The 23813-nt window shown below is 47.9% G+C and carries 25 protein-coding genes; 15 read left to right on the top strand and 10 right to left on the bottom strand.

What is annotated here, in order from left to right; translation table 11 throughout:
* Positions 1-48: 48 nt before the first annotated feature.
* The 5 genes from EQP46_RS10870 to EQP46_RS10850 all read left to right on the top strand — a co-directional run bounded on the left by EQP46_RS10870 (position 49) and on the right by EQP46_RS10850 (position 5206).
* Positions 49-717, top strand: coding sequence for a hypothetical protein (locus tag EQP46_RS10870; protein ID WP_129493659.1), 669 nt, complete (start codon positions 49-51; stop codon positions 715-717).
* 192 nt (positions 718-909) lie between these two features.
* The gene (locus EQP46_RS10865) at positions 910-1443 is read left to right on the top strand and encodes a DUF4136 domain-containing protein (protein ID WP_129493658.1); all 534 of its coding nucleotides are present in this window, start codon (positions 910-912) and stop codon (positions 1441-1443) included.
* A 448-nt stretch (positions 1444-1891) separates the two neighbouring features.
* Positions 1892-3130, top strand: a complete 1239-nt coding sequence (gene codB / locus EQP46_RS10860) for a cytosine permease (RefSeq protein WP_129493657.1) — start codon at positions 1892-1894, stop codon at positions 3128-3130.
* Between the two features lie 12 nt (positions 3131-3142).
* Complete coding sequence (locus EQP46_RS10855; protein ID WP_129493656.1) at positions 3143-4423, top strand: cytosine deaminase; 1281 nt, start codon at positions 3143-3145, stop codon at positions 4421-4423.
* A 213-nt stretch (positions 4424-4636) separates the two neighbouring features.
* Positions 4637-5206, top strand: a complete 570-nt coding sequence (locus EQP46_RS10850) for a chloramphenicol phosphotransferase CPT family protein (protein ID WP_129493655.1) — start codon at positions 4637-4639, stop codon at positions 5204-5206.
* 105 nt (positions 5207-5311) lie between these two features.
* Here the strand turns inward: EQP46_RS10850 and EQP46_RS10845 are convergent, their stop codons facing one another.
* Complete coding sequence (locus EQP46_RS10845) at positions 5312-7969, bottom strand: M4 family metallopeptidase (protein ID WP_129493654.1); 2658 nt, start codon at positions 7967-7969, stop codon at positions 5312-5314.
* Positions 7970-8627: 658 nt separating this feature from the next.
* On the opposite strand from EQP46_RS10845, the gene EQP46_RS10840 reads away from it, so the two are divergent.
* Positions 8628-9533 carry a mechanosensitive ion channel family protein gene (locus tag EQP46_RS10840; protein WP_129493653.1) on the top strand — a complete coding sequence of 302 codons (906 nt, stop codon included), beginning with the start codon at positions 8628-8630 and terminating at the stop codon, positions 9531-9533.
* Between the two features lie 118 nt (positions 9534-9651).
* Here the strand turns inward: EQP46_RS10840 and EQP46_RS10835 are convergent, their stop codons facing one another.
* The 7 genes from EQP46_RS10835 to EQP46_RS10805 form a co-directional block, all read right to left on the bottom strand.
* Entirely contained in the window at positions 9652-10011 is a 360-nt protein-coding gene (locus tag EQP46_RS10835) for a hypothetical protein (RefSeq protein WP_129493652.1), read from the bottom strand.
* Between the two features lie 248 nt (positions 10012-10259).
* Positions 10260-11024: an SDR family oxidoreductase gene (locus EQP46_RS10830; protein WP_129493651.1), complete on the bottom strand. Its 765-nt coding sequence runs from the start codon at positions 11022-11024 to the stop codon at positions 10260-10262.
* Complete coding sequence (locus tag EQP46_RS10825) at positions 11021-11506, bottom strand: cupin domain-containing protein (RefSeq protein WP_129493650.1); 486 nt, start codon at positions 11504-11506, stop codon at positions 11021-11023. Before EQP46_RS10825 ends, EQP46_RS10830 begins: the two co-directional genes overlap by 4 nt.
* A gap of 157 nt (positions 11507-11663) precedes the next feature.
* A complete protein-coding gene (locus EQP46_RS10820; RefSeq protein WP_129493649.1) occupies positions 11664-12005 on the bottom strand; it encodes a DUF1428 domain-containing protein in 342 nt (113 codons plus the stop codon).
* A 438-nt stretch (positions 12006-12443) separates the two neighbouring features.
* Positions 12444-12860, bottom strand: a complete 417-nt coding sequence (locus EQP46_RS10815) for a BLUF domain-containing protein (protein ID WP_240671705.1) — start codon at positions 12858-12860, stop codon at positions 12444-12446.
* Between the two features lie 131 nt (positions 12861-12991).
* The gene (locus EQP46_RS10810; RefSeq protein WP_240671704.1) at positions 12992-13249 is read right to left on the bottom strand and encodes a hypothetical protein; all 258 of its coding nucleotides are present in this window, start codon (positions 13247-13249) and stop codon (positions 12992-12994) included.
* A 130-nt stretch (positions 13250-13379) separates the two neighbouring features.
* Entirely contained in the window at positions 13380-13862 is a 483-nt protein-coding gene (locus EQP46_RS10805) for a MarR family winged helix-turn-helix transcriptional regulator (protein WP_129493647.1), read from the bottom strand.
* Positions 13863-13994: 132 nt separating this feature from the next.
* Here EQP46_RS10805 and EQP46_RS10800 point away from each other — a divergent pair, with 132 nt between their 5' ends.
* The 8 genes from EQP46_RS10800 (at position 13995) to EQP46_RS10765 (ending at position 21414) form a co-directional block, all read left to right on the top strand.
* Positions 13995-14861, top strand: a complete 867-nt coding sequence (locus EQP46_RS10800) for a DMT family transporter (protein WP_129493646.1) — start codon at positions 13995-13997, stop codon at positions 14859-14861.
* Positions 14862-15315: 454 nt separating this feature from the next.
* Positions 15316-15792, top strand: a complete 477-nt coding sequence (locus EQP46_RS10795; RefSeq protein ID WP_129493645.1) for a GNAT family N-acetyltransferase — start codon at positions 15316-15318, stop codon at positions 15790-15792.
* Positions 15793-15845: 53 nt separating this feature from the next.
* Positions 15846-16334: a GNAT family N-acetyltransferase gene (locus tag EQP46_RS10790; RefSeq protein WP_129493644.1), complete on the top strand. Its 489-nt coding sequence runs from the start codon at positions 15846-15848 to the stop codon at positions 16332-16334.
* A gap of 500 nt (positions 16335-16834) precedes the next feature.
* On the top strand, positions 16835-17329 hold the full coding sequence (locus tag EQP46_RS10785; protein WP_129493643.1) for an ATP-dependent zinc protease family protein: 495 nt from the start codon (positions 16835-16837) through the stop codon (positions 17327-17329).
* 3 nt (positions 17330-17332) lie between these two features.
* On the top strand, positions 17333-18241 hold the full coding sequence (rimK, locus tag EQP46_RS10780; RefSeq protein WP_017012382.1) for a 30S ribosomal protein S6--L-glutamate ligase: 909 nt from the start codon (positions 17333-17335) through the stop codon (positions 18239-18241).
* Positions 18225-19289, top strand: a complete 1065-nt coding sequence (locus EQP46_RS10775; RefSeq protein WP_129493642.1) for a succinylglutamate desuccinylase/aspartoacylase family protein — start codon at positions 18225-18227, stop codon at positions 19287-19289. The genes rimK and EQP46_RS10775 overlap by 17 nt, the downstream gene beginning before the upstream one ends.
* Before the next feature lie 177 nt (positions 19290-19466).
* On the top strand, positions 19467-20414 hold the full coding sequence (locus tag EQP46_RS10770; protein WP_129493641.1) for a lipase family alpha/beta hydrolase: 948 nt from the start codon (positions 19467-19469) through the stop codon (positions 20412-20414).
* Positions 20415-20538: 124 nt separating this feature from the next.
* Positions 20539-21414 (top strand): lipase secretion chaperone, encoded by an 876-nt coding sequence (locus EQP46_RS10765; protein ID WP_129493640.1) that lies wholly within the window; start codon positions 20539-20541, stop codon positions 21412-21414.
* A 50-nt stretch (positions 21415-21464) separates the two neighbouring features.
* Here EQP46_RS10765 and EQP46_RS10760 read toward each other — a convergent pair whose 3' ends face one another.
* Positions 21465-22145 (bottom strand): HAD family hydrolase, encoded by a 681-nt coding sequence (locus tag EQP46_RS10760; RefSeq protein ID WP_129493639.1) that lies wholly within the window; start codon positions 22143-22145, stop codon positions 21465-21467.
* Between the two features lie 126 nt (positions 22146-22271).
* Positions 22272-22946 carry a hypothetical protein gene (locus EQP46_RS10755; protein WP_240671703.1) on the bottom strand — a complete coding sequence of 225 codons (675 nt, stop codon included), beginning with the start codon at positions 22944-22946 and terminating at the stop codon, positions 22272-22274.
* A 303-nt stretch (positions 22947-23249) separates the two neighbouring features.
* Here EQP46_RS10755 and msrB point away from each other — a divergent pair, with 303 nt between their 5' ends.
* Complete coding sequence (msrB, locus tag EQP46_RS10750; RefSeq protein ID WP_129493638.1) at positions 23250-23693, top strand: peptide-methionine (R)-S-oxide reductase MsrB; 444 nt, start codon at positions 23250-23252, stop codon at positions 23691-23693.
* Positions 23694-23813 lie beyond the last annotated feature (120 nt).

Below are 23813 nucleotides of genomic sequence, written 5' to 3'. Positions count from 1 at the left end.
GAGTGGCTCCATCGAATTAACCAATGAGATTACAAGAAGGAAAATCCAATGATTTGCGCTTCTCGATCACTTTACTCATTGCTCGCCAGCGTTATGATTATTGGCATCATTGGCTATTCGTTGCAGTTCACCAAAGTGAACGCAGACCCCCTCACGGAATCACTGCAAGACACTTACATGGTTGCCGTTGAGGGTAATCGTAAAGCGAGTGAACAAGTCCTCAAAGCCGTTGAAAGCTTGCTACACCAATATCCCGACGATCCTTTACTCACCGCATACTACGGCAGCGCAATGGCGTTAAAAGCGAGAGACACTTGGCTTCCGTGGCATCGAACAGACTTCACACAACAAGGGATTGAAAACCTTAATAAGGCGTTGTCACGGATCTCCAAAAGAAGCTATTCCACGCCCTACTATGGCCTAGATGAAGGTATTTATATTCAGTCGTTGGCGGCGATGACCTTTATCAACATGCCACCTTACTTTCATCAGTCTTCTCGTGGGTATGCCTTACTGAAAGACATCATGTCATCAGAAAGCTTCCAATATTACCCCTTTGAACCACGAGCATGGATCCACTTTGGGGCAGTGCAAGCCGCCTTGGAAATGAACAAGACTGCGGATGCCTCTCAGTGGGCGCAGGAGATGTTTCAACTTGCCCCTACCCACCCAATGACGATAGAAGCATTACGTATCACGCGGCATATCACGCGCTGAGCACACGATTTTCTCCGTTTCATTTTTCAATTTTTCGCAACTTTGTGCATACTTTTGTGGTCTATATTTTCGAGGATTGTTATTACTTTCCCAAGCCACACGTATATGCTCAAACGCGCCACAATAGTCGTCTCGTCGTTTGGGTTTCATTCATATTATCTCGGGCATACCCTTGGCCTATAGGAATCTCTCATGTTGTCTAGGCTTACTCTTTTGATGTTTTCAGTCGTGCTCACCGGATGCGCAAGCAGCGTATATACCGATTACAGCTCACAGTTTAATTTCAATGCCATTTCTTCGTTTGAGCTAGCGCGCCAGTCTTCGACATCCGCGATTTCGTTAGATGACAATCGCATTCAAAAGGCCCTCACTACAGAGCTTGTCGCCAAAGGATTAACACCTTCTTCCGAAGCAGACTCTGCGGATGTCACTGTGCAATATGCCATCGTGCCAAAAACAGAAAACGTCGCTTACGGCTCATCATTTAGCTTTGGCTATGGCTTCCGACACGTGGGCGTCGCGGCCAGCACACCCGTTCGCTACGAAGAAAGATCTTACGGGCAGTTGGTCATAGAAATGATTAATACAAAGACCGACGAAGTAGTTTGGAAAGCATCGTCTAAAAGAAAGCTCACAGAGTCGATGACACCGGAAAACCGCCGCACCTTTATTCAAGAGCAGATTGTCGATATGTTTGAGCAGTACCCACCTAAACCTGGCGCTTAACCTCATCCTACCCAGCGTTAACCATCACTTTTACGCACTTCAAGGCGAAGTTTGTTTAACCTCGCCTTTTACCCACATCAGTGATGAATAATCACACAGCAAAATGCCCGCAACACAAAAAATGTCCTGAAACGGCGCGTTAGAGATGAAAGCCCTAACGAGAACCCACTGATAATAAGAATTTCACGTCAATTAATTGAACAGGTAAGGAAATTAACATTCATCGCTTGAACGCAACGGTTTGCGCCCCCGCTAACACGCCAAAACCACTATTCAAAATGAAATTTAATTTCCCATATTTACAGTTGGTTAGGTTGATTAAATTTGATTATTGCGACTTTAATGACAAGTTAGATTGACATCCCCTTTTTGCCCTATAAAATACCGCGCCGTTTACCCACACATCGTGATCCATGTGCGATTTTGTTTTTGTTATATAGGTGTGAAAATGGCGACGGATAATAACTACAGTTTAGGGCCAGTTCCAATGGCAGCACGCAAGGGTGTGCTTTCGCTGACAATGGTTATGTTAGGTTTAACCTTCTTTTCAGCAAGTATGTGGACAGGAGGAACGTTAGGCACTGGCCTCTCATTCAACGATTTCTTCCTCGCAGTACTTCTCGGCAACCTTCTCCTCGGTATTTACACTTCTATTCTTGGCTACATCGGCGCTTCTTCTGGTCTTTCTACTCACCTTCTCGCACGTTTCTCCTTCGGCGCTAAAGGCTCCTGGCTTCCTTCTCTCATACTTGGTGGTACACAGGTCGGCTGGTTCGGTGTTGGCGTCGCAATGTTTGCCCTCCCCGTTCAAAAAGCAACAGGGATTGATACCAACATACTTATCGCTGTGGCAGGGCTGGCCATGACAGCCACAGTTTACTTCGGCATTGCCGCCCTCATGATTTTATCTGCCATCGCAGTTCCAGCCATCGCCCTTCTCGGTGGTTACTCTGTTCTCGAAGCCATCGACAGCGTTGGCGGTATTGAACAACTCCAAGCCCTTTCCCCTGAAAACCCAATCAACTTCTCCACGGCACTCGCGCTTGTTGTCGGTTCATTCATTTCCGCAGGCACACTCACCGCAGATTTTGTACGCTTCGGCAAAAGCCCACGCACCGCAGTGGTTGTTACTATGGTTGCCTTTTTTATCGGTAACAGCTTGATGTTTATCTTCGGCGCAGCGGGCGGCGCCGCAACGGGCCAAGCCGATATTTCAGAAGTAATGATGATGCAAGGATTGTTGATTCCTGCAGTTATCGTCCTGGGATTGAACATTTGGACGACGAACGACAATGCCCTTTATGCCTCTGGCCTTGGCTTCTCAAACATCACGGGGCTGCCAAGCAAATACCTGTCGGTTGCCAATGGCATTATCGGTACGCTTTGCGCACTGTGGTTGTACAACAATTTCGTGGGCTGGCTGACCTTCCTTTCAGCAGCGATTCCGCCAATCGGTGGTATCATCATCGCCGATTTCATCAAGAATCGTGAACGCTACAAAGACTTTGCCAATGCAGAGTTCCAAACCGTCAATTGGGCAGCCATCGCCGGTGTCGCCATTGGTATCGCTGCGGGTCATTTACTTCCGGGTGTTGTACCTTTAAATGCAGTACTTGGCGGCGCAATCAGTTTCTTGATTTTAGATATGCTAGGCGCGAACAAACAAAACACTTCAGCTCGCGTGTAAGAGGGTTAAACCATGTCAGCAACTATGCTAATTAAAAACGTTGTCATTCGCGGGCAAGAAAGCCTGTCGCAAATTCTGATTGAAGACGGCGTTATCCGTGCAATCGAACCCAATGAAGCCACACTGCAAACAAATGCCCCTGTGCTTGATGCAGAAGGTGGCATGGCGCTACCGCCATTTTGTGAGCCCCACATTCACCTTGATACCACCCAAACGGCAGGCGAGCCAAGCTGGAACATTTCAGGCACCTTGTTTGAAGGTATTGAGCGCTGGGCAGAGCGTAAAGCCCTGCTGTCTATTGACGATGTAAAGGCGCGCGCGAAACAAACCTTGAAATGGCAAATCGCAAACGGCGTTCAACACGTTCGCACGCATGTGGATGTTTCAGACCCTACCCTCATCGCACTGAAAGCCATGCTTGAAGTAAAAGAAGAGATGAAAGAATGGGTAGATATCCAAATCGTTGCGTTCCCGCAAGAAGGCATTTTGTCTTACCCGAACGGTAAAGCATTGCTGGAAGAAGCCGTGAAGCTAGGCGCGGATGTGGTAGGCGCGATTCCACACTTCGAGTTCACCCGTGAATATGGCGTGGAGTCTCTGCATTTCGCCTTCGAATTGGCACGCAAATACGACCGCCTTATCGATGTGCATTGTGACGAAATTGACGATGAACAATCACGCTTTGTCGAAACCGTTGCAGCCCTCGCGCACAAGTTCGATATGGGGCACAAAGTCACGGCGAGCCACACAACGGCAATGCACTCTTACAATGGTGCGTATGCGTCCCGTTTGTTCCGATTGCTGCGCATGTCAGGCATCAGCTTTGTTGCCAACCCACTGGTAAACATCCACCTGCAAGGCCGTTTCGATGATTACCCGAAACGCCGCGGCATTACGCGCGTGAAAGAGATGCTGGCGTCAGACATTAACGTCTGTTTTGGTCACGATGATGTGTTTGACCCTTGGTATCCGCTCGGCACGGCCAACATGCTGCAAGTGCTTCACATGGGCCTGCATGTATGTCAAATCATGGGTTACGACCAACTTAACCAATCCCTTGATCTCATCAGCCATAAATCGGCACGCACACTGAACATCACTGACAGTTACGGTGTGGAAGTAGGCAAAGCAGGTAACTTACTGATCTTACCTGCTGAGAACGATTTCGACGCCTTGCGCCGCCAAGTACCCGTTCGTTACTCTATCCGCAACGGTAAAGTGATTGCAGAAACCCAACCTGCAACCACGTCTTTGCACCTAGAGAAAACAGAAGCCGTGACCTTTAAGCGCTAAACCGAAGCCTTAATGTCTTGGTATGATTTGAAGCCCCGTATTAACGGGGCTTTTTTACGCCCAACGCAAACCAACATTCTCATCGCGACATCATGTTTTTTCATCATTTTCACATGCTTCATGAGAGCTAGCCTCAATTAAGCAACATGGAGCATATACACCAATCAATAAGCCTATTTAAATAAGGGATTATGCTTATCTTGAGGGAAGTGTATGTTTCCAAACGTGATTGTTCTAAATGGCACAGGCAGTGCGGGGAAAACCAGCGTTGCGAAATCTTTGATTGAATTGCTTCCTCGCCAATATCTGAATTTCAGTATCGACAGTGTGCTTTATGCGCTTCCACCCAGTGATCTTCAAAAGATGATGGAAGGCAAAGCCATCACGCGAGACGGCTACAATTACTCAACGTTGGTTGAAGGGTATCACCAAGCCGCACATGGACTGGCTAAGGCAGGTTGTTATCTGATCCTCGATAACGCATGGACTCTCCCAGCTGAAAAACTCAATATGTTGAACGCGCTTTCTGAATTCAATGTGTGCCTCGTAGGCGTGAAATGCGATCTACGTGAAACTTCTGCACGAGAAAGGCAACGCGGCGATCGCGCCATTGGACTCGCCGAGAGCGAATTCCACCTCGTTCACCAGCACCTCACTTATGACATAGAGCTCGACACAACCTTTGCGTCTGCCGAACAAGCCGCCAAGAACCTGTTGGTCTACCTCAAAGAGCAAGACGCTTATAGCGGTGCGCAATTGTCTCGTGAGAATCTTGCACGTTAATCGCCATAAAAGAAAAAGCACAGCGCGTCTCCTCACTGTGCTTTTGGGTTATCCATCGATTTGTTAACTGATTTGCACTGTAAATTCAGCGTGCCTAAGTCACATTCAGTGCGCGTTGTAGCTTCTCTGATGTGTTCGCAAAGCGCCACCAAACAGCATGAACGCCAACAACCATAAGGCATGTCCACCGCCGCCGCCCCCATCTGACGACGCCGTGGGAGATGTAGTTTCAGCCATTGAAAGTGTTGCACCTTCAAACGCCGTCTCCCCGTAAATCATCACGTAATAAGTACCTGAAGACATGTTAGTCAATGAGCAACTTTCTTGGTTAGACGTTGATGTCGAGCGGCAATCATATACCGAGGTTGTCGGGGCTGAGCCTCCTCGTACATAGAGGTTTGCGTCACCCAATCCTCCCGACATGGTAATCGTGACCCCACCCCCGGAATACGTTGCTGCACTCAGCGCATTTTTTGAACCATCACTGGCAGCGCTAGCGGAGAGAACCCCCGCCGAGCCTACCGTGAAGGAATAGTAAATGGCATCGCCTTCCTGCCCTTGAATGTTCGAGACAGGTAACGACGGATCAATCGGATCAGCGCGCTCTTCGGGTGGCTGTGTAGATGTATCCAAAGATAGTGACAGTGTCACACCTGAGTAAGCAGAATAACCATGTAACATGACATAGAACTCATCACCCGCTACACCCGATGCCGTACAAGATTCATTGTTCCCGTAGTAATAAGGGCGACAGTCATAATCGGATTGCGATGGCGAACTTCCTTTGTTGAGGTACAAATCGGCATCGCCCGTACCACCTGCAATTCTTACTCGTAGATTGCTGCCATCTTCTGGGATCACGAAACGATAGAAAAGGGTATCGCTTCTCGCGCCGGACAAGTTCGTGACTGAAGAACCCACCACTAACTCCTGAGGAGGCAATTCTGTCGTATCCATGACGATGCTCGCACCACTGTAGGCCGTTTGTCCGACGACGAGGACGTTGTATTCACCGCTACCTTGGAAAGAAACGTCACAGTATTCGTTGTTGTCTGACGTCTTCGATACGCAATCGTAGTCTGATTCCGTTGGCAGCGCGTTATATTTCACGTAAAGGTCTGCATTACCCGTACCACCACTCAAGGTGACATTGGTTGATTCCGTATTCAGGGGTAAAGAAAACGTGAAATAACTTTCTTCACCCGCACCACCGCTCAGGTTCGATACTGGCACTTCGTCTTCAAGCGACGTGGTCGCTAGGCAAGCAAACACCCCCACGGTATTAAACGCGTTCACAACATCCGTGGTGTTGTAATCAAGGTCATTGGCGGCATTCACCACGCCACACGCCCCTTCATCAAAGGTCGAATCTGCTTCCCAATAGATTTTGTTTGCCATCGCAAATGCCGTAAAGGCGGTTTTAATGTCCCACCCGTCGGTATTGGCTAACAGATAAAAAGCACGGTTAAACACACCACTCGAATAGTGTACGTCCATGCCATCGTAATACTGATTCGCGTGGTTTATAGAGCGACCATCATCTGACGGTGTTTCAAAATATCGCAGTGCGCCAAACCCCTTATAAATGGCAGCACCGACCTTCCAATCCACAGACCCTTTCCAATAAAACTCCGCGGCTTCACCCGCAATATCAGAGAAGGATTCGTTAATGCCCCCTGACATATTGCTATATATCAGGTCGGAGTTTTGGTCTGTAAAACCGTGGCTCACTTCATGGGCAGATACGTTAATGTCGACGAGTGGGTAAAAGCGTGAATGACCATCCCCAAATGTCATGGACGAGCCATTCCAAAATGCGTTTTCATAGTTGTTGCCATAGTGAACACGCATCACCAACTGGCCTGTTAGCGGCGACATGCCCAACCATTCATTAAACATTTCGAACACTAAGCCACCAAAGTAATGCGCGTCATTCATTGGCGAATAGGCACCATTGATTGATTTCACGGTGTTGGTGTTATTGCCGTCATTACAGCTGTAAGAGAATGCCGTTGATCCGGAGCTGCCATGGTTCAAGTTAACGGTTTTAACATTGCTGTTTTCCAGGGTACATGTCGTGCCCAATTTGGTGATAGCAAATCCATCGTAGTCAGTACCGAAGTCGTATCGGCCCGTCTTCTCGTTGCCGCCAGGGCCTCGCCCTGTTGCTTCGGCATGTGCAAGACCTTCCCACATTTTTAAGATTTCACCGGATTTCGCATCAATGTATGCATGAGGTCGAGAAGGTTTGCTGGAAGGAATAAAGAAGCTGACTTCATACACTAAGCGGGGAACGCCATCATCAAGCCAAACGAAGAGCTCACTTTCTTCGTTTTCTGGCACCACAATGGTGGCAGCAGGTACGCCAAGGAGGTATTGGTTTTTCAGCTGTTGAAGTGCACCTTGGTGACTCATCGCAGGAACAACGGAAGGCAGCTCTGCGCTCAACCCCATCACTCGGTTACCGCGAGCTTGCTTGTGACTGTTGCTTTCCTTCGTCGTTACTACACGCCCTTTTCTAACAGGAATGCCTTGGTAATATTGCTGGTGACGAACTTTTACCTTCCCATTGGGTAGCGTGATGGTCTCTTTTGGGTAGATCCCCGTTAACCCTCGTTGACTGCTCAAACGGGCCGCCGCAACAGGGGCTTCCTCAGACAGCACACTCACATCACTCACTGATTCAACAATGGCACCGCTCGCCGCTGTCGAAAGTAAAACGGCAGGAATAAGACCCGAAATGACATTCCACTTCCTTTTCATTACAGCCCCTCTTTCCCACTTATGAATCACGTGAATCACTATTAATTAATCATGGTCTAGCGTGGGTTGTTGATCGAGCGATAATGGTTCTTTTTTAATGCTTGTGACTCATATTAGAGACTGTGTTTTTCAGTGTTATTTCATTAAAAGTTAATAGTGTTAATTTTCATAACGTTAACAATGAAAACAAAAAACGAGCCTGCGGTTTTTTTCACGACAAAATATGTAAATCAAGGTTAACACTTCCATGAAATGACTATTTTTCAGGTCAAATAGAAATAAAAAACATACAAAAATGTGGCTACTTTGGTGTCGCTCAACGACGCGACATTGACGAAGAAAGAAAGGATGTACTGGCAGATATCGATGGGATCACTGAAGAGGAAAAGCCCGCGCATTCGGCAATGCTAACCATTGTCGGGGGAAATATTGTGAAGTGTATATATTGATATAGGTAAAGGTTTTAAACCCCAAGTTTAAAACAGGATCAAGCTAGCCTTGATCAGGCCAACCATACCCTTTACTGTGAGACGCTATATACCCAAATAACCTCAAGATGCGGGATTCAGCGGCTCCCAAAAGGCGAGTTTTACTGAATAAGCACCTCAAGGTTGTTTGGGTATACTTATTGTAACGTCTTCAACATTGGGAATGAGTTTTGGAATACCTAGGACAAGCCATCGCCTTCTTTACCGAGCATAAGTTTCTTTTCACGCTCTTAGTCATTACCGTGATTTGGATAATCCGGCGCATTTTGATCCGTTTCATTTGGGGTGAAACAAACTTCCTCAGCGAAGACCAGCGCAAGTGGATCTCGCGAACTAAAAACGGCACTTTCACCATCTTACTGGTTGTAATGTTTCTTTTGTGGCGTTCAGAAATCAACGAGTTTGCCCTCTCTTTAACAGCAATCGCGGTTGCTGTGGTTGTGGCATCAAAAGAAATCATTCTCTGTTTCACTGGCTCAATTCAACGCGCCAGTTCGCGATCATTTCAGATAGGGGAATGGATTGAGGTTGGCTCTCAGTGTGGTGAGGTCATTGAGCACAACTTGATGGCGACGAAAATCCAAGAGATTGATCTTCACCACGGTACGTACAACTACACCGGGAAAACCGTCACCTTCCCGAACAGCCTGTTCTTCACCACACCGGTGAAAAACCTGAACTTCATGAAGCGTTATGTGTACCACGAATTCAGTATCACGATTAAAGAAACGGCCAACCTCTTCCCGTTAATACCGAGTTTGCTGGCACGTATTGATGATCACTGTGAGGATTTCTATGAAGTTGCCACTCGCTACAACCATGTGATTGAGCGCCATGCGGGTGTCGATCTTCCTGGTGCAGACCCGCACATTCACGTGACAACAACCAGTTTGGGGGACCAACAAGTGCATGTTCGACTCTTCTGTCCAACCGAGCGGGCAACTGAGCTTGAACAGTTGATTCGAGAAGACTTCATGACATTGTTCTGCGAACGCATTTTGAATCAAAAGTCCGTTGAGATTGCAGAAGACGATTTGTTACTCGAACTGCAAACGAAAACCGAGCAAGAAGGCTAACGCACAGCGTTTTCGCCGAACACAGTTTCCGCTTATGACTCAGCGCTGGCACCCTTTAGGGTAAGTCACCAGCGCTGTATTTTTCTCGTTTTGCCTTTCCTGCGTACCACGTCTTTTTCTATTGCGTTTGCTCTGAGGGAGTGGCGGAGAGATCGGCATGGGTTGGCGCTTCTAAAAAACGTCTCAATGCCAATCCAGCATTGCAGTAACTTCCGCTTTCTTCATAAGCCAATCGCGCCGCATCAATACTCTCTTCTGCCCTTTTCTTTATTTCTGGCGAGCTTTCTCTATCGCTGTAGGTCACTTGTTGACTAAACAAAGAAGTCATAAGGTTAGCGCGGCAAACAGGCTCACTTTCAGTCGACCAATGCCTTTCATAATTAGGGCGATTGTTTTGTTCTGCATGCTGCCCAGCAAACACCAAAGAGACATTGCACATGGTGAGCAACACGACAGCCCAACTTGCTAAGAATTTCATGACGGTATCCAAACAATCTAAAATGCAGTGCCCTTGGCGACAACCCTTCAAATAAAGCCCGAAAATGTTAGGTCTTTAAGAAACGCGTTCACCGTCAGCGCACATCCTCATAGGAATGCATATTATCCCATAGATATGGAATATTGTTTAGAGTACGTTGAAGATCTACGGATGATAAAGATCAGTAATATCAGACCATTGGGCAATTATTCACCAAGCCGAAAGCGCGCGAGTATGAAATAGGAAACTCATAAACCGCCTGTCACATCAATGATCGACCCTGTGATAAACGACGCGTCATCGGAGAGCAGAAAACAGATAGACGCCGCCACTTCTTCGCTGGTGCCACCGCGCTGCATCGGAATACGAGACGCTAAACGATCGACACGATTTGGCTCGCCGCCATCAGCATGAATGTCGGTATAAATCAGGCCAGGGCGCACACCGTTAACACGAATACCTTCAGCCGCGACTTCTTTTGACAAACCAAGGGTGAAAGCATCAACCGCCCCTTTGCTCGCCGCATAATCGATGTATTCGTTAGGCGAACCCGTTCGTGATGCTGCCGAGGAAACATTAACAATAACCCCACCCTGCCCGTTAAATTCAGTAGACATGCGTTTCACCGCTTCACGTGCACATAGCAGGCTACCCGTTACATTCGCTGCAAGCACCTTTTCGATGCGATCTGCGGTAATATCTACCAGCTTACTTTGGGTAAACAACACACCCGCATTGTTCACAAGTGCTGCCAGCGGAAACGCCATGCGGTCAATTGCTGCAAAAAGCGCGAACACCTCCGCTTCTTTTGACACATCAGCCTGAACACAGAACGCATCACCACCCGCATCAACAATGCTACGCACCACGGATTCTGCCGCTTCCACGTTAGAAACATAATTCACACAGACGGTATACCCTTCCGCCCCTAAGCGAATGGCGGTTGCAGCCCCAATGCCGCGACTGGCACCTGTCACCAATGCGATGCGTTTGACGTTATCTTTTAGCATCATTTCTTCCCTATGTTTCCGCCGGGTAAATCAATGTGTTCAATGTCGACCACTTGCCACGGTCGGTCTTGGTTGCGAAATATCCGCTTGTTTAGGCGAGGATAATCAGCCTCATCGTGTGCGAGCCGCTGCCCAACAACAATGCAGCGCAACGTCTCTGTGCCCGTATTTATCATGGTGTGTGGCAACCCATTGGCGGGATAGCCGATAAAATCGCCCGACCCAACATTGAACGTGTCTTCGCCGATGGTGACCTCTGCATTGCCTTTGAGCACGTAAACACACTCATCTTCAAAGTAATGCACGTGGTATTCCGTCGATTCATAGCCAGGTTCAATCTCGACGATGTGAAACCCAAACCCGGTAAGCCCCACAAGATCCCCAAGGGATTTATTGGTGCGAACAGCATTTGAATTTAAGAAATGTGTTTTGGTTGTGCCTTGCATCTTTTCAATCTCGTCTTTCGAGATGATCGATTTGCTCATGCCCACGTCCCTGTCGGTTCTGAAGTGATGTCTTTGTTTTTAACATGAACAAAAATGCAGCGTAAAGGAATGCAACACGCAAAGGCGATGTGCGCAAAAAAGCGCGAAGTGGGTCAGCGGTCTGATGTGCTCAAGGCACACGATGGACGTTGAAGCGTCAGTGGCAATTCAGCGATAGCTCGGGATCCAGCTCAATACGCTCCCCACCAAGTAAGACAGGGTTCAAGACCGCTTCAAAACGTGGATCTGCGAGCATGCTTTGCATGCCTCTATCCCGCATCTCCTTTGAAGGCCAAACAATCCACGAAAACACCACTACCTTACTGGCATTGTGATACTCGATGAGACCTAAATAGGAAGAGGATTCTTGATCGCTGCATTGCACAATATTGATTGCGCCATAAGCACGAATAAGTGGGACGACGTCTTGCAACAATCGTCGGTAGGTTTCTTTGTTCATGGCCGGTAACGCGGTTATCAGCCCATCTACATAAAGCATGAACGGCTCCCTCTGTCGGATTGAATCACCCCTAAGCAACTCAACAACGAACATCCTGTTCAAGCCACCGACTCTGTTGTTATTTTTATATTTATTAATATGTTAACGCTTTATATTCACATACTGGATAGCAAAAAAGCCACTCAGAATGTGCGTGTGTATTGTGCTCAACTATAACGCTGACATCGCAGGGCGTATTGCATCAAAAATAAGATACGCAAAACGTTTCTTATTAACAGTTGAATTTAAAGGAAGTAATTTGAATGCCATTTCATCTTGGTATTCAAGGTGAAAGACGCCAAAGCGTTAAGAGGCATCAAAAATAGCGTTAGGTAAACCAGAAGGCATTTTCACATGTTCAACGAAGGGCTTTACGCCGAATAAAGAAACATTATGAGGACGCTAGGGAGACAGTCTGAAACGTACTTATCTCGAGGGTTACATCTCTTTAAACATCTCAATCAAATAGATGATGTCTTGTCCTAGGTTTCCAAACTCCTCTTTCGACAGTTTGCGATCAAACAAATTGGTGTAACCACGCAGTTTTCGCTTATCGAACGTCTCTAGGTTTTTAAAGCCCATCGACCAATTCGGGAAAGAACGCTGTTCGATCTCACTACGATCGATCACAATCGCGCCATTGTGTCGGGTATCCAACGCAATGTCGGCATAAAGCTTTTCTACAACGTCTTCTTCACCTTCTAAGATTTGAAAGAAATTTTCCTTTGAGTAAAGCAACAGCCCACTGACATCCAATTTTTCGTTGTTTGCCCTGCACACGCCCAACAACTGCATGAGATTGTTTTCATTGAAAGCAATCGTGGCAGAACTGGCATAAATCAGTCTTATCATCATTTCCTCAATGCTTCCCAGCGTTACGCACAACGCTGCGTCATCGTTTTGTTCTATCTAAACAATATAGTCACAATAATGAGACAGCGAGAGCCGTATCATTAGAAAGCAGGCTTTTAAGGAATAAGGAGGCGTTAGGGAATGTCTGATTGGAAAATATCAACGGGGATCAAGGTATCTTTGCCGGTTTGCTGGAAGAGTTTGTGCGCCGCAGTAATGCGATGACCGCCATCTTGGAGAATATAGGTTTTCCCGCAGGCACATTGAATCAACTTGATGGCTTCATTGATGGCCTCGCCTCGTTTTAGGCTTTTCATGATGGCAGCATAGCGAGCATCTTCTCCACGCACCCAATGAAGATCGAGTTTTACAATGTCGCTAATGGGCATCATTTGCATCGCTCTTCCCCTTTGAATGGCTATCTAACATCATCATTAGGATGAGTTTAACCAAATGCAAAACGCCGCGAGCGTGATTTCTGTTTCCGTTAGGAGTGAAAAAGGCATGATAGAAAAGACCAGCTTACTCGTTCGCGGCCAGCCATTTCCGCAATAAAGATGCCAAGGTTGCTTGCTCTTTTTCCGTCAATGCATTCAACATTTTATGTTCATTTTCTACGTGCACAGCGACCACAGTATCAATCAAGGTTCGCCCTTCGTCCGTTAGCGTCACCAAACAACTTCTTCTGTCGGTTTCACTGGCTTGACGCACCACAAGGCCGCGTTTCACTAACCCATCAACACGCGTACTCATCGCACCCGACGAAAACATCAAGATTTGATACATTTCCGTCGGTGTCACGGGTTCGCCTGCACGACGCAACGTTGCCAAAATATCGAATTCGCTGCTCATGAGACCAAACTGTTTGAACACGTCTTCCAAACCCAGTTTCATCAAGTGATTTGCTCTGTCCATTCGTCCAATCACGCCCATCGGTGAGCAATCTAAATCAGGCCGTTGAACCTGCCACTGAGCAAGGATGGTATCGACATGATCCTGCTTCATAACACCTCCATATTTTATCTTTCCAAAAAGATACTTGATCTAAAGAGACAAAGCGAATAATTTACCTTTCAGGAAAGATACTTTTTAAAAAGGTGATTACTCCCTTTTGGTTGACTTTATAGAGGAAACACCGTGATTAACTACTTACTCGCCGCCACCGTTCCCATCCTTTGGGGTAGCACTTATGCAGCTGTAAGTCTGTTTCTCCACGATATGTCGCCATTCTGGGTAGCAGTTTGGCGTGCGCTACCTGCCGGTTTACTCCTGATGCTGCTAAAACCGGGCAAACCACCGCTGCCATTTGGCAGGCTCACGCTCCTCACCACCTTTAATATCGTGGCCTTCTTCCCACTTCTCTTTATTGCCGCTTATCGCTTGCCGGGTTCCGTTGCAGGCACGCTCGGTGCAACACTTCCTCTTCAATTGATGTTCATGCAATGGTTGGTGGAAGGTAAGAAGCCGGAGCTCAAAATGCTGTTACTCGCAATATTGGGGCTGTCAGGCGTCGTTCTGATTTTGAACCCCACCGCCGACATTGACCCTGTCGGTGCGGCTGCAGCATTGGTCGCAACAGCGCTGGTTGCACGTGCGACATTGTGGCTAAAAAATTGGCCAGTGACTGATATTTTCAGGCTCACGGCATGGCAATTAACCTTGGGCGGGCTCATGCTCGCGCCCATTGCGTTTTTGGTGGAAGGCGCGCCGAAAACCATCACGCTTGATGCTTTACCCGGCATTGTTTGGGTCAGCGTTTTGAACAGTGCGTTTGCCTATTGGGCATTTTCGCGTTCAATTAAACGTATCGGCCCTGACGCCATGGCGATGATCAGTATGCTAAACCCCGTCGCGGCAGTTACCTTAGGGATAGTCTTGGTGGGTGAAACCTTGGGTCCACTTCAGTGGGTGGGCATTGGGCTGGTGTTATTGAGCCTGCTTTTGATGGGACGAAGCAAGCAAAAGCTGACAAAGAAAGCAGCGCAAAAAGCAACGCTTGCCTAAAACGACGTTCGTTCGCTAACAGATACATATATATAGAGAGAGAAGCATTGTGGTTTCTCTCTCTGCTTTTTGTTCGCTTCTCAATCTGCCTCCTGTGGGCTTTTTTATGTGGAGCGTCGTACCGCAATCTCCACACTTTGCACTGCGCGTTTTGTCTAAATAAACACTCACCTATCATTTAATTAAGACAAATTCGCGAACGTCACATTGTCTTTCGTGAGTGAGCTCTTAGTTTCAACGATACGCGGTCCACATTTCGTCACTTCATAAATTACGCGTTTATCCTGCCCAATCTTTGAGTGCTCGCACATCATCTCGATATTAACGCAATACACAGACACACATGCCAATCAAGTTGCATATAACACCTCAAACTCTTTGGATTTGGAAACTTGAACAGCGCCTAAACACAGGGCAAATTGCAAAGAGTCAATAACGATGGGAGAAAAGATCAATGGAAATACGCGTCGATGATTTATCAGGAAAGGAAATCCAAGATCTTCTCCATCAACACCTCGCAAACATGTATGAAATTAGCCCGCCTGAAAGTGTTCACGCATTAGACATTACCGCCCTTCAACATCCAAATGTCACGGTTTGGAGTGTATGGATTGATGGCGAGATTGCGGGCTGTGGTGCGCTAAAACAAATTGGCCCAGGCCATGGTGAAATCAAATCAATGCGAACCTCCGAAAACTTCCTACGTCGTGGCGTGGCTGCAAACTTGCTCGCATACATCCTTCAAGAAGCACGCCGCCGGAAATATTCGCGCCTTAGCTTAGAAACAGGTGCTGAACCCGAGTTCGAGGCCGCAAGAAAGCTATACCAACGTTTCGGCTTTGATACCTGCTCACCGTTTGGTGATTATGTGGAAGACCCAAATAGCGTCTTTTATTCACGCGCACTGCAATTATTCAGCCCTGCTGTCTAAAACGAAACGCTGACATAACGGACACACACCACCATGCATCAACATCATTCGCGATGAATAATCACATCGATATTGTCGATTACCACCCGCGCTACACCGAAGAGACGCTTCGTATGTGGCGCGAGAGCAAAGAGTTCGCACTAGGCACAGCGGAAACGCAGAGCCTCGAGTCGCACCGTTATTACCTCAATCGCGTACTTGCCGCATGCAATGACATTTACCTCGCCAAAGAAAAACAATCTGGACGTGTGCTCGGCATGATAGCGACCGATGGTGAATCCATTACCCAACTTTACGTTGCGCCAGATGCACAACGGCAAGGCATCGGAAGCTGTCTCGTCGAGCTCGCGAAAGAAACGGCGCTAAAGGGTTTGATGCTGTATACCGTTGAAATTAATCAACAAGCAAGGGAGTTTTGGCAGAAACAAGGCTTTATTGAATGCGACACCAAAACAATCGAAAGCGATGAAGGCATGTTTGATGTACTGTGCGAATGGCAGCCGAACAAGCATACTAAGCAATCGAGAACCTTGGTGCGATAGACAGCCAACATCCCATCTTGGATCCCCAGTTCAAACACTCGCCTTCATCGTGGCAGTACATCGGGCTGTTCCCCCGCTTCAAACGAAAAAAATTGAAAAATAATCCCATCATTCTCACGTTGTCAGCAATGAGAATTCTTCCTTTCTAATCCATACTTTAAGCGCTTGAATCCAGTAAATTCGCGGCCTGTAAAACATTGATGTAGATCTCAAAAATCAACCTGACGTACGATTAAATTTTTTTATTGTCACGACCAAAAGATTGACTTGTAGCGACTGGCGCAAAGCTGTAACTTTCGCGCTCTTTCATGCGGTGCTGAGAATTTGGAACAGATAAGGTCGCCGCGGAGAACGTAAACGATAGTGTTGATTATTCAATCGGTTCTTATAAATGTGAGCAGGCATACGCCGCTGAGCAGCTATCGTTTACTTGAGTAAGTGTCAAAGACTGATGCGCTCACTCCATCCGTTCGAAATATACTATCTGGGGCATTGCAGTAATGACTGACAACAACACATCTCGCACAGCTGATGGCGAAGATTCAAATATTATTCAAGCAAACGCACGAACTGTCGTCGGCTGGCGTGAATGGGTCGGCTTACCAGGATTAAACATCCAAGCAATCAAAGCAAAAGTAGACACAGGCGCGAGAACATCTTGTCTGCACACTTTCGGCATCGAAGAATACGAAAAAGATGGCGAGAAATGGGTGAAATTCATGGTTCATCCAATCCAAGACGACGTGCATACCGAACAAGAGTGTCACGCGAAAGTATTTGATATGCGCACAGTGCGCGATTCTGGTGGTCACGAGACGTACCGTTATGTCATCGAAACGCAATTGGTTATTGGCGATCTGCAATACCCAATTGAGATGACACTGACCGCTCGTGACAACATGAAGTTTCGTATGTTGTTAGGTCGCATCGCGATGGAAGGTCGTCTAATCGTCCAACCAGAAGCATCTTTTATTCTTCAGGCGCCACAAGGTTAAGTTATGAAAATTGGAATTTTATCGCGCAGTGAAAATCTCTACTCTACACGTCGCCTGATTGAAGCGTGTGAGAAACGAGGCCACGAATACAAAATCATCGACGCACTACGTTGCTACATGAACATCAACTCGACCCAACCTTCGATTCACTTGAAAGGTGAAGACTTGGTCGGTTTTGATGCTGTCATCCCACGTATTGGCGCGTCTGTGACGTTTTACGGCTGCGCCGTTTTGCGCCAGTTCGAAATGATGGGTGTCTACACAGTGAACGACTCCGTCGCAATTTCACGTTCACGTGACAAGTTGCGCTCATTGCAACTGCTTTCACGTAAAAACATTGGTATGCCGGTCACAGGTTTTGCGAGCAAACCGGGCGATATTAAAGACCTGCTAAGCATGGTTGGCGGTACCCCTGTTGTCATCAAGCTGCTTGAAGGCACACAAGGTATCGGTGTTGTTCTTGCTGAAACACGCAAGGCAGCAGAAAGCGTGATCGAAGCCTTTATGGGTTTGAAAGCGAACATCATGGTGCAGGAATACATCAAAGAAGCGGGCGGCGCCGATATTCGCTGTTTCGTTATCGGCGACAAAGTGATTGCCGCCATGAAGCGTCAAGCATTGCCGGGCGAGTTCCGTTCGAACTTGCACCGTGGTGGTAGCGCCTCATTGATTCGCATCACGCCTGAAGAACGTAAAACTGCGGTTGCAGCAGCGAAGGCCATGGGACTTCACGTTGCAGGCGTAGACTTACTGCGCTCAGAGCGCGGACCATTGGTGATGGAAGTGAATTCGTCGCCAGGTCTTGAAGGGATTGAGACCGCAACGGGTAAAGACGTCGCAGGCCTCATCATTGACCATATAGAGAAAATAGTCTCATCTCCGAGGACAAGGACACGTGTCAAAAGCAACTAAGAATAATGCCTTTGAAATTGGCGGGGTAACTATCCCGCCAGGTCAGCGCGCAAGCGTTGAGTTTGAAGTCGCTAAGCTTTACACACACTCGCCGCTGTCAGTAACAGCGGAAGTACTTCATGGTAAGAAACCTGGCCCAGTGTTGATGATCAACGCGGCCATTCATGGTGATGAACTCAACGGTGTGGAAGTGGTGCGTCAAGTACTTGAACGCATCAACCCTGCCACACTGAAAGGAACCATTATCGCGATCCCTGTGGTTAACGTATTTGGCTTTATCCATAAGTCACGTTACCTGCCAGACCGTCGCGATCTAAATCGCTGTTTCCCGGGCTCTGAGCGCGGGTCCATTGCGGGTCGTATGGCGTACCAAATCTTCGAACAAATTGTTCGTCGTTGTACCCATATTATCGACCTGCACACTGCAGCGATTTACCGCACTAACCTGCCTCAAATTCGCGCTAACTTGGCGAACGAAGCAACCAATGAAATGGCGTTGGCGTTTGGTACGCCAGTGGTTATCGATGCTGCACTTCGTGACGGATCATTGCGTTCGGAAGCAGAAAACATCGGTATTCCTGTCATTACATACGAAGCAGGTGAAGCGCTACGCTTCGAACCTTACGCGATCACAGCAGGCGTTAAAGGTGTTAAACGTGTTATGCGCCACTTGGGCATGATCCGTAAAAACAACCGTAAAACGTCAACCGTTGAACCTGTTATTGCACGCGCAACCCGCTGGGTACGTGCAGAAGCAGACGGTATTTTGCGCTCTCACGTGTCCCTTGGACAGCGTGTCAGCAAAGGCCAATCTCTGGCGTCTATCAGCAGCCCTATCGGTAGCGAAGAGATCCAGACCTATGCCCCGCAAGGCGGCATTATCATTGGTCAGCAAACCCTGCCATTGGTGAACGAAGGTGATGCGATTTTCCATATCGCTTACTTCGAAGAACCAGACCGTATGGTTGAACAGCAAGTGGAAAACTACTTGGATGAAGTGGTTGATGACGCGAACAACGAAATCAAATTTGGTATCGGTACCGCGTAATTAACACGTCATACCGTATTTAAAAGAGCGCTCTTGCGCTCTTTTTTTGATCCAAATCTCACTCCAAGCAATAATTGTTACGAATTTTTAACAATTAGAGTTTGTCTCACTTCTAAGTCTCTTCACCTTACATTTGTGTCGCTACGCTTTGATCGACATCAGAGGACTGACCAGAGGATGAAAACTGTGAAAGGGATCTTAATATCACTGTTGTTTGCAGCAACGTCACTATCTGTATTTGCAGGCTCTACCGTTCCAAGCGCTAACACAGGCTATACTCAAACCAAATACCCTATCGTGCTTGTTCACGGTCTATTCGGCTTCGATAACATCGCCGGTTTCGACTACTTCCATGCCATACCGCAAGCGTTAACGCGCAGCGGGGCAAAAGTCTTTGTCGCACAAGTTTCCGCCACCAACAGCTCAGAACAACGTGGCGAGCAATTGCTACGCCAAGTCCGTTACGTGCGCGCAGTGACGGGCGCAAATAAAGTGAACCTCATTGGCCATAGTCACGGCAGCCCTACGGCGCGCTATGTCGCATCTGTCGCGCCACAGTTTGTTGCTTCGGTCACCAGTGTAGGTGGGGTGAACAAAGGCTCAGAGTTTGCTGACGTGGTTCGAAAAGCCTTTCAGCCCGGCTCGGTTGGCGAAGCGGGCGCAGTGGCAGCCGCCAATGCCCTGTCCGGCTTGATCAGCTTCTTATCGGGCGGTAGCAGCCTTCCACAAGATCCACTTGCATCGTTAGATTCACTGTCTACCAAAGGGTCACTCGCGTTCAATGCGAAATACCCTGAAGGCATTCCCACTTCCCGTTGCGGCGAAGGGCAATATCGCGCATCCAATGGCGTGTATTACTACTCGTGGTCCGGCACAAGCACGGTGACCAATGTGCTGGATTTAAGCGATCCTGTGCTGTTCACGACCGGGCTTTTCTTTAGCGAAGCCAACGATGGCCTTGTCGGTCGTTGCAGCACACACCTCGGCCGCGTCATTCGTGATAACTATCGAATGAACCACCTTGATGAGGTGAACGGCTTTTTCGGCCTGCACCACCTGTTTGATACGGATCCTGTGACTGTGTATCGCCAACACGCGAATCGCCTCAAACAGCAGGGTCTATAACGCTGTAAGTCGCTTCAATAACGCGTGATGGGATGAAACATCATCACGCGTTGAAGTTTTTTCGAGACTTGCCCGCTCTATACCTCTATCAGATGGAATTTTCACTCACGCCGGAGGACCGCACATGTACATTGCTTCTCGCTCATTGCGGATGGCTTTTGCTGGAATATTGTTGGTAACAGCAGCGATTTACTTAACGGGTAATGCTCAAGAAGAAAAAGCGACAGATACCCCCGCACCATCCCAAATTGGGACCGATATTGATATTTCGTCTGATCGCGACACCTTCGAATACTTTCTATCGACGTTAGGTGAAAAAGAGTTGGGCGAGGTTCAAAAGGCTTACAACGAATTTGCAGGTACCGTGAGCTACGGTGAACAGCAAGCAACGCTGTTTGAAAAGTACCTCACCTACCGCGAATCCATTGCGTCTGTGCAATCGCCCGATGGCCTTTCAGGCATTGAGTACCTCAAGTTCATTCATGAAAAGATGCAGCAACTGCAAGCCAGCGCCTTCAGCACACAGGAGCAATCCAAGCTTTTTTATGAAGAGAATTTGGCACGTGAGATGACCATCAAAAAAGCGGAATTGAAAGCACTGGGGGTCGATGACCAAACGTTCCATGACCTTTGGCAAGATACCTTGAACACGCTTCCACCCGACATGAAGGAAAGCTATCAAAACGCAGAATTGCTTGGGAACATCAACAGCCTTGCTTCGCTGAACGAAGATGAAAAGTCTTACCGTCTCACTGCGCTTGTTGGGGAAGAGGCGGCTAGCCGTATTCAGGTATTGGAACAAGAAGAGCGCGCATTCCACGCATCCGTTCAAACCTACCTGCAAGCGCGTGAAACGTTACTCAATGACAATAGCTACAGCGATGCAGAACGCTTGCAAGCGATCACCGATCTGCGCAGCAGCCGTTTCTCGTCTGATAACCATCGACGCGTGCAGGGCCTAGAAAGCCTAGATGATACGGAAAAGAACCGTGCGCTGTAGTCACCACGCGCTGGAGAAGAGTGCGAGCTAAAATCGCTTCTAGGTTATGGTTACAGCGAAAAGTTTTTCTCATCCCCCCACTTATGCACGGGCCACTGGTACTCCCCCGCTTTTTTGAATAACTTGCTGCACGGATTGATGATGTGTACATCATCGGCAAATAAGCACATGGGGAGATCGTTAATCGAATCGGTGTAGAAACTGATGCGTTCAAAGTCATGGCCAAGGCCGCCAATCCATTGGGTAAGTCGCAACACTTTGCCTTCACGAAACGAAGGCACTCCGTCGGGCTTGGGCTTGTATTTTCCTTTGCTTACTGCCAAGTCAATGCCCATGGCAGTCTCAACACCTAACGCCTTTGCCACAGGTTTTACCAGAAAACTTGGAGAAGCCGAAACAATTGCCAGCGCCGCGCCTTCATCCCTGTATTGCGCCAGCGTAACGATGGCCTCGGGAAAGATTAACGGCATTAAGGTGTCTTGAGCGAAACGTTCCGCTAGCGCATTCACTTCTTCAGCGAGCATGTATTTTAGCGGGGATAGGCTAAACGCGAGGTAAGCATCGAGATCTAAACTGCCATCGGCGTACGCCATCATAAATTGCGTGTCCAACGCCAGAAAATCCGGTTTCGTTGCGAGCCCTTTATCCACGAGAAACTGATGCCATAAGGTCATCGAGTCACCATTCAATAACGTCTCGTCGAGATCAAACACCACTAAATCCGTCGCCATATTCTGCGCTCATTGCCGTCAAACCCTAATCTTAATCATGTCAGGCTTTGAGGGTAACGCCACGAAAAATATGCGTTTTATGCGACAACGCAAAGCACGTTTGAGCTGTAACCATTAACGCGGTATCTATTGGGGCATGAACAGCGACACACGAAAACGCACAGAGGAATGAGTTAGACCCGCCACTTGATGACGTGCAGCCGAAGATTCATCGACCAGCTCAACGGCAATCACTTCATCGAACTCATTGGTATAAAGACGAAGGTTACCAACATACAACGCCTGATCATCCACGCGAACCAAGTAGGTATACGTCATCGGTAAGGTGAAATGCTGAGGCTGCGTTTCACCGTGAGAAGCGGCATGCACTTCAATTCGGCTTAACACGAGGGCTTTTTTGTGGGTGACGAATTCAAAAGGCTTATCCCACGACGTTGTGAGGCTCACGGTTTCCTTGGCGCGCGCAATCGCATTCTGGTCGCGTTGGTAGTCTTTAAACCACAAGGTCACCTTGTCTGACCGTGACGGTACATTTGTGTGTGTTTCAAGCTTGAGGTCCGCAGCCAGGTAAGACGGAATACGCGACACCTTCCCCAACACCAAAACATCATCGTCATCGAGATTCAGCAAATCGGAGGCGGTCTTTGACGACGAAGCGCCTGAGCTGCATCCACCCAACAACAGTACAGCCGACAGTGTGCCTAACAACATTGCGTTAGGCACGGCATCCGCCAAGCGCTTCCCACGAGAGAAAGGCAACATGATACGGAGGCAATGAAACGCAGAAACAAAATGATGCATTAAAGAACCGTAGTACACGAAAATGCAAAGTACCCAATGGAAGGTGGCTCCCAGCCATAAAACGCCAAAGATAAGTGATACAAAGAACATACTTACAACGTATCAAGAATCCATACCTTTTATGGCCCTGTTTTCCCGCATGAAATAAATAACCCAGTAATGCGGTCAACTACTCGGTCGAAGCAAATGCAATGGCTCTCTTTCCCTTGAATCTTCTCTTTGATAACGATTCAGCAAAGATCCGCCACTCGCTTCGACATATCCATCCACATAGAGGGTCTATTGACCCAAGAAGGTGACGACATGCTTAATTGGGAATCTGTATTATCCACTGCGAAGAATGGCAATCCTCCAGCACCACGCCGCGTTGAGATGAGCGAAGCCGAATGGGAAGCTAAACTGACACCTGAGCAGTTTTACGTCACGAGAAAACATGGCACAGAAAGGCCGTTCAGCTCTGACATGTGTGGGCTTTTTGCACCGGGCGTCTATAAATGTGTGTGTTGCGACACGCGCTTGTTCGATGCACAAGAGAAGTTTGATTCAGGCACAGGTTGGCCTTCATTCACAGCGCCGCTCGAAGAAAATGCAGTGGCGTACACCATGGACATTACATTGGGCATGACACGCGTAGAAGTCACATGCAATGTATGCGATGCGCACCTAGGCCACGTATTTCCAGATGGGCCACCACCAACGCGCTTGCGTTACTGCATCAATGCCGTCGCCATGGAAAAAGAAAGCTAACACTCATAAGGCGCAGGGCGTAATTTCACTGCGCCTTTTCAACCTTTCCTTCTGGCGTCAGCACCGCGAACGGACTGCACACCCCCTATTCATCTCCCTTTTCCTTATAGAAACGATCAG

It is taken from the genome of Enterovibrio baiacu, assembly GCF_004120195.1.
GTDB lineage: Bacteria > Pseudomonadota > Gammaproteobacteria > Enterobacterales > Vibrionaceae > Enterovibrio > Enterovibrio baiacui.
This window is presented reverse-complemented; position numbering and strand designations above follow the sequence as displayed.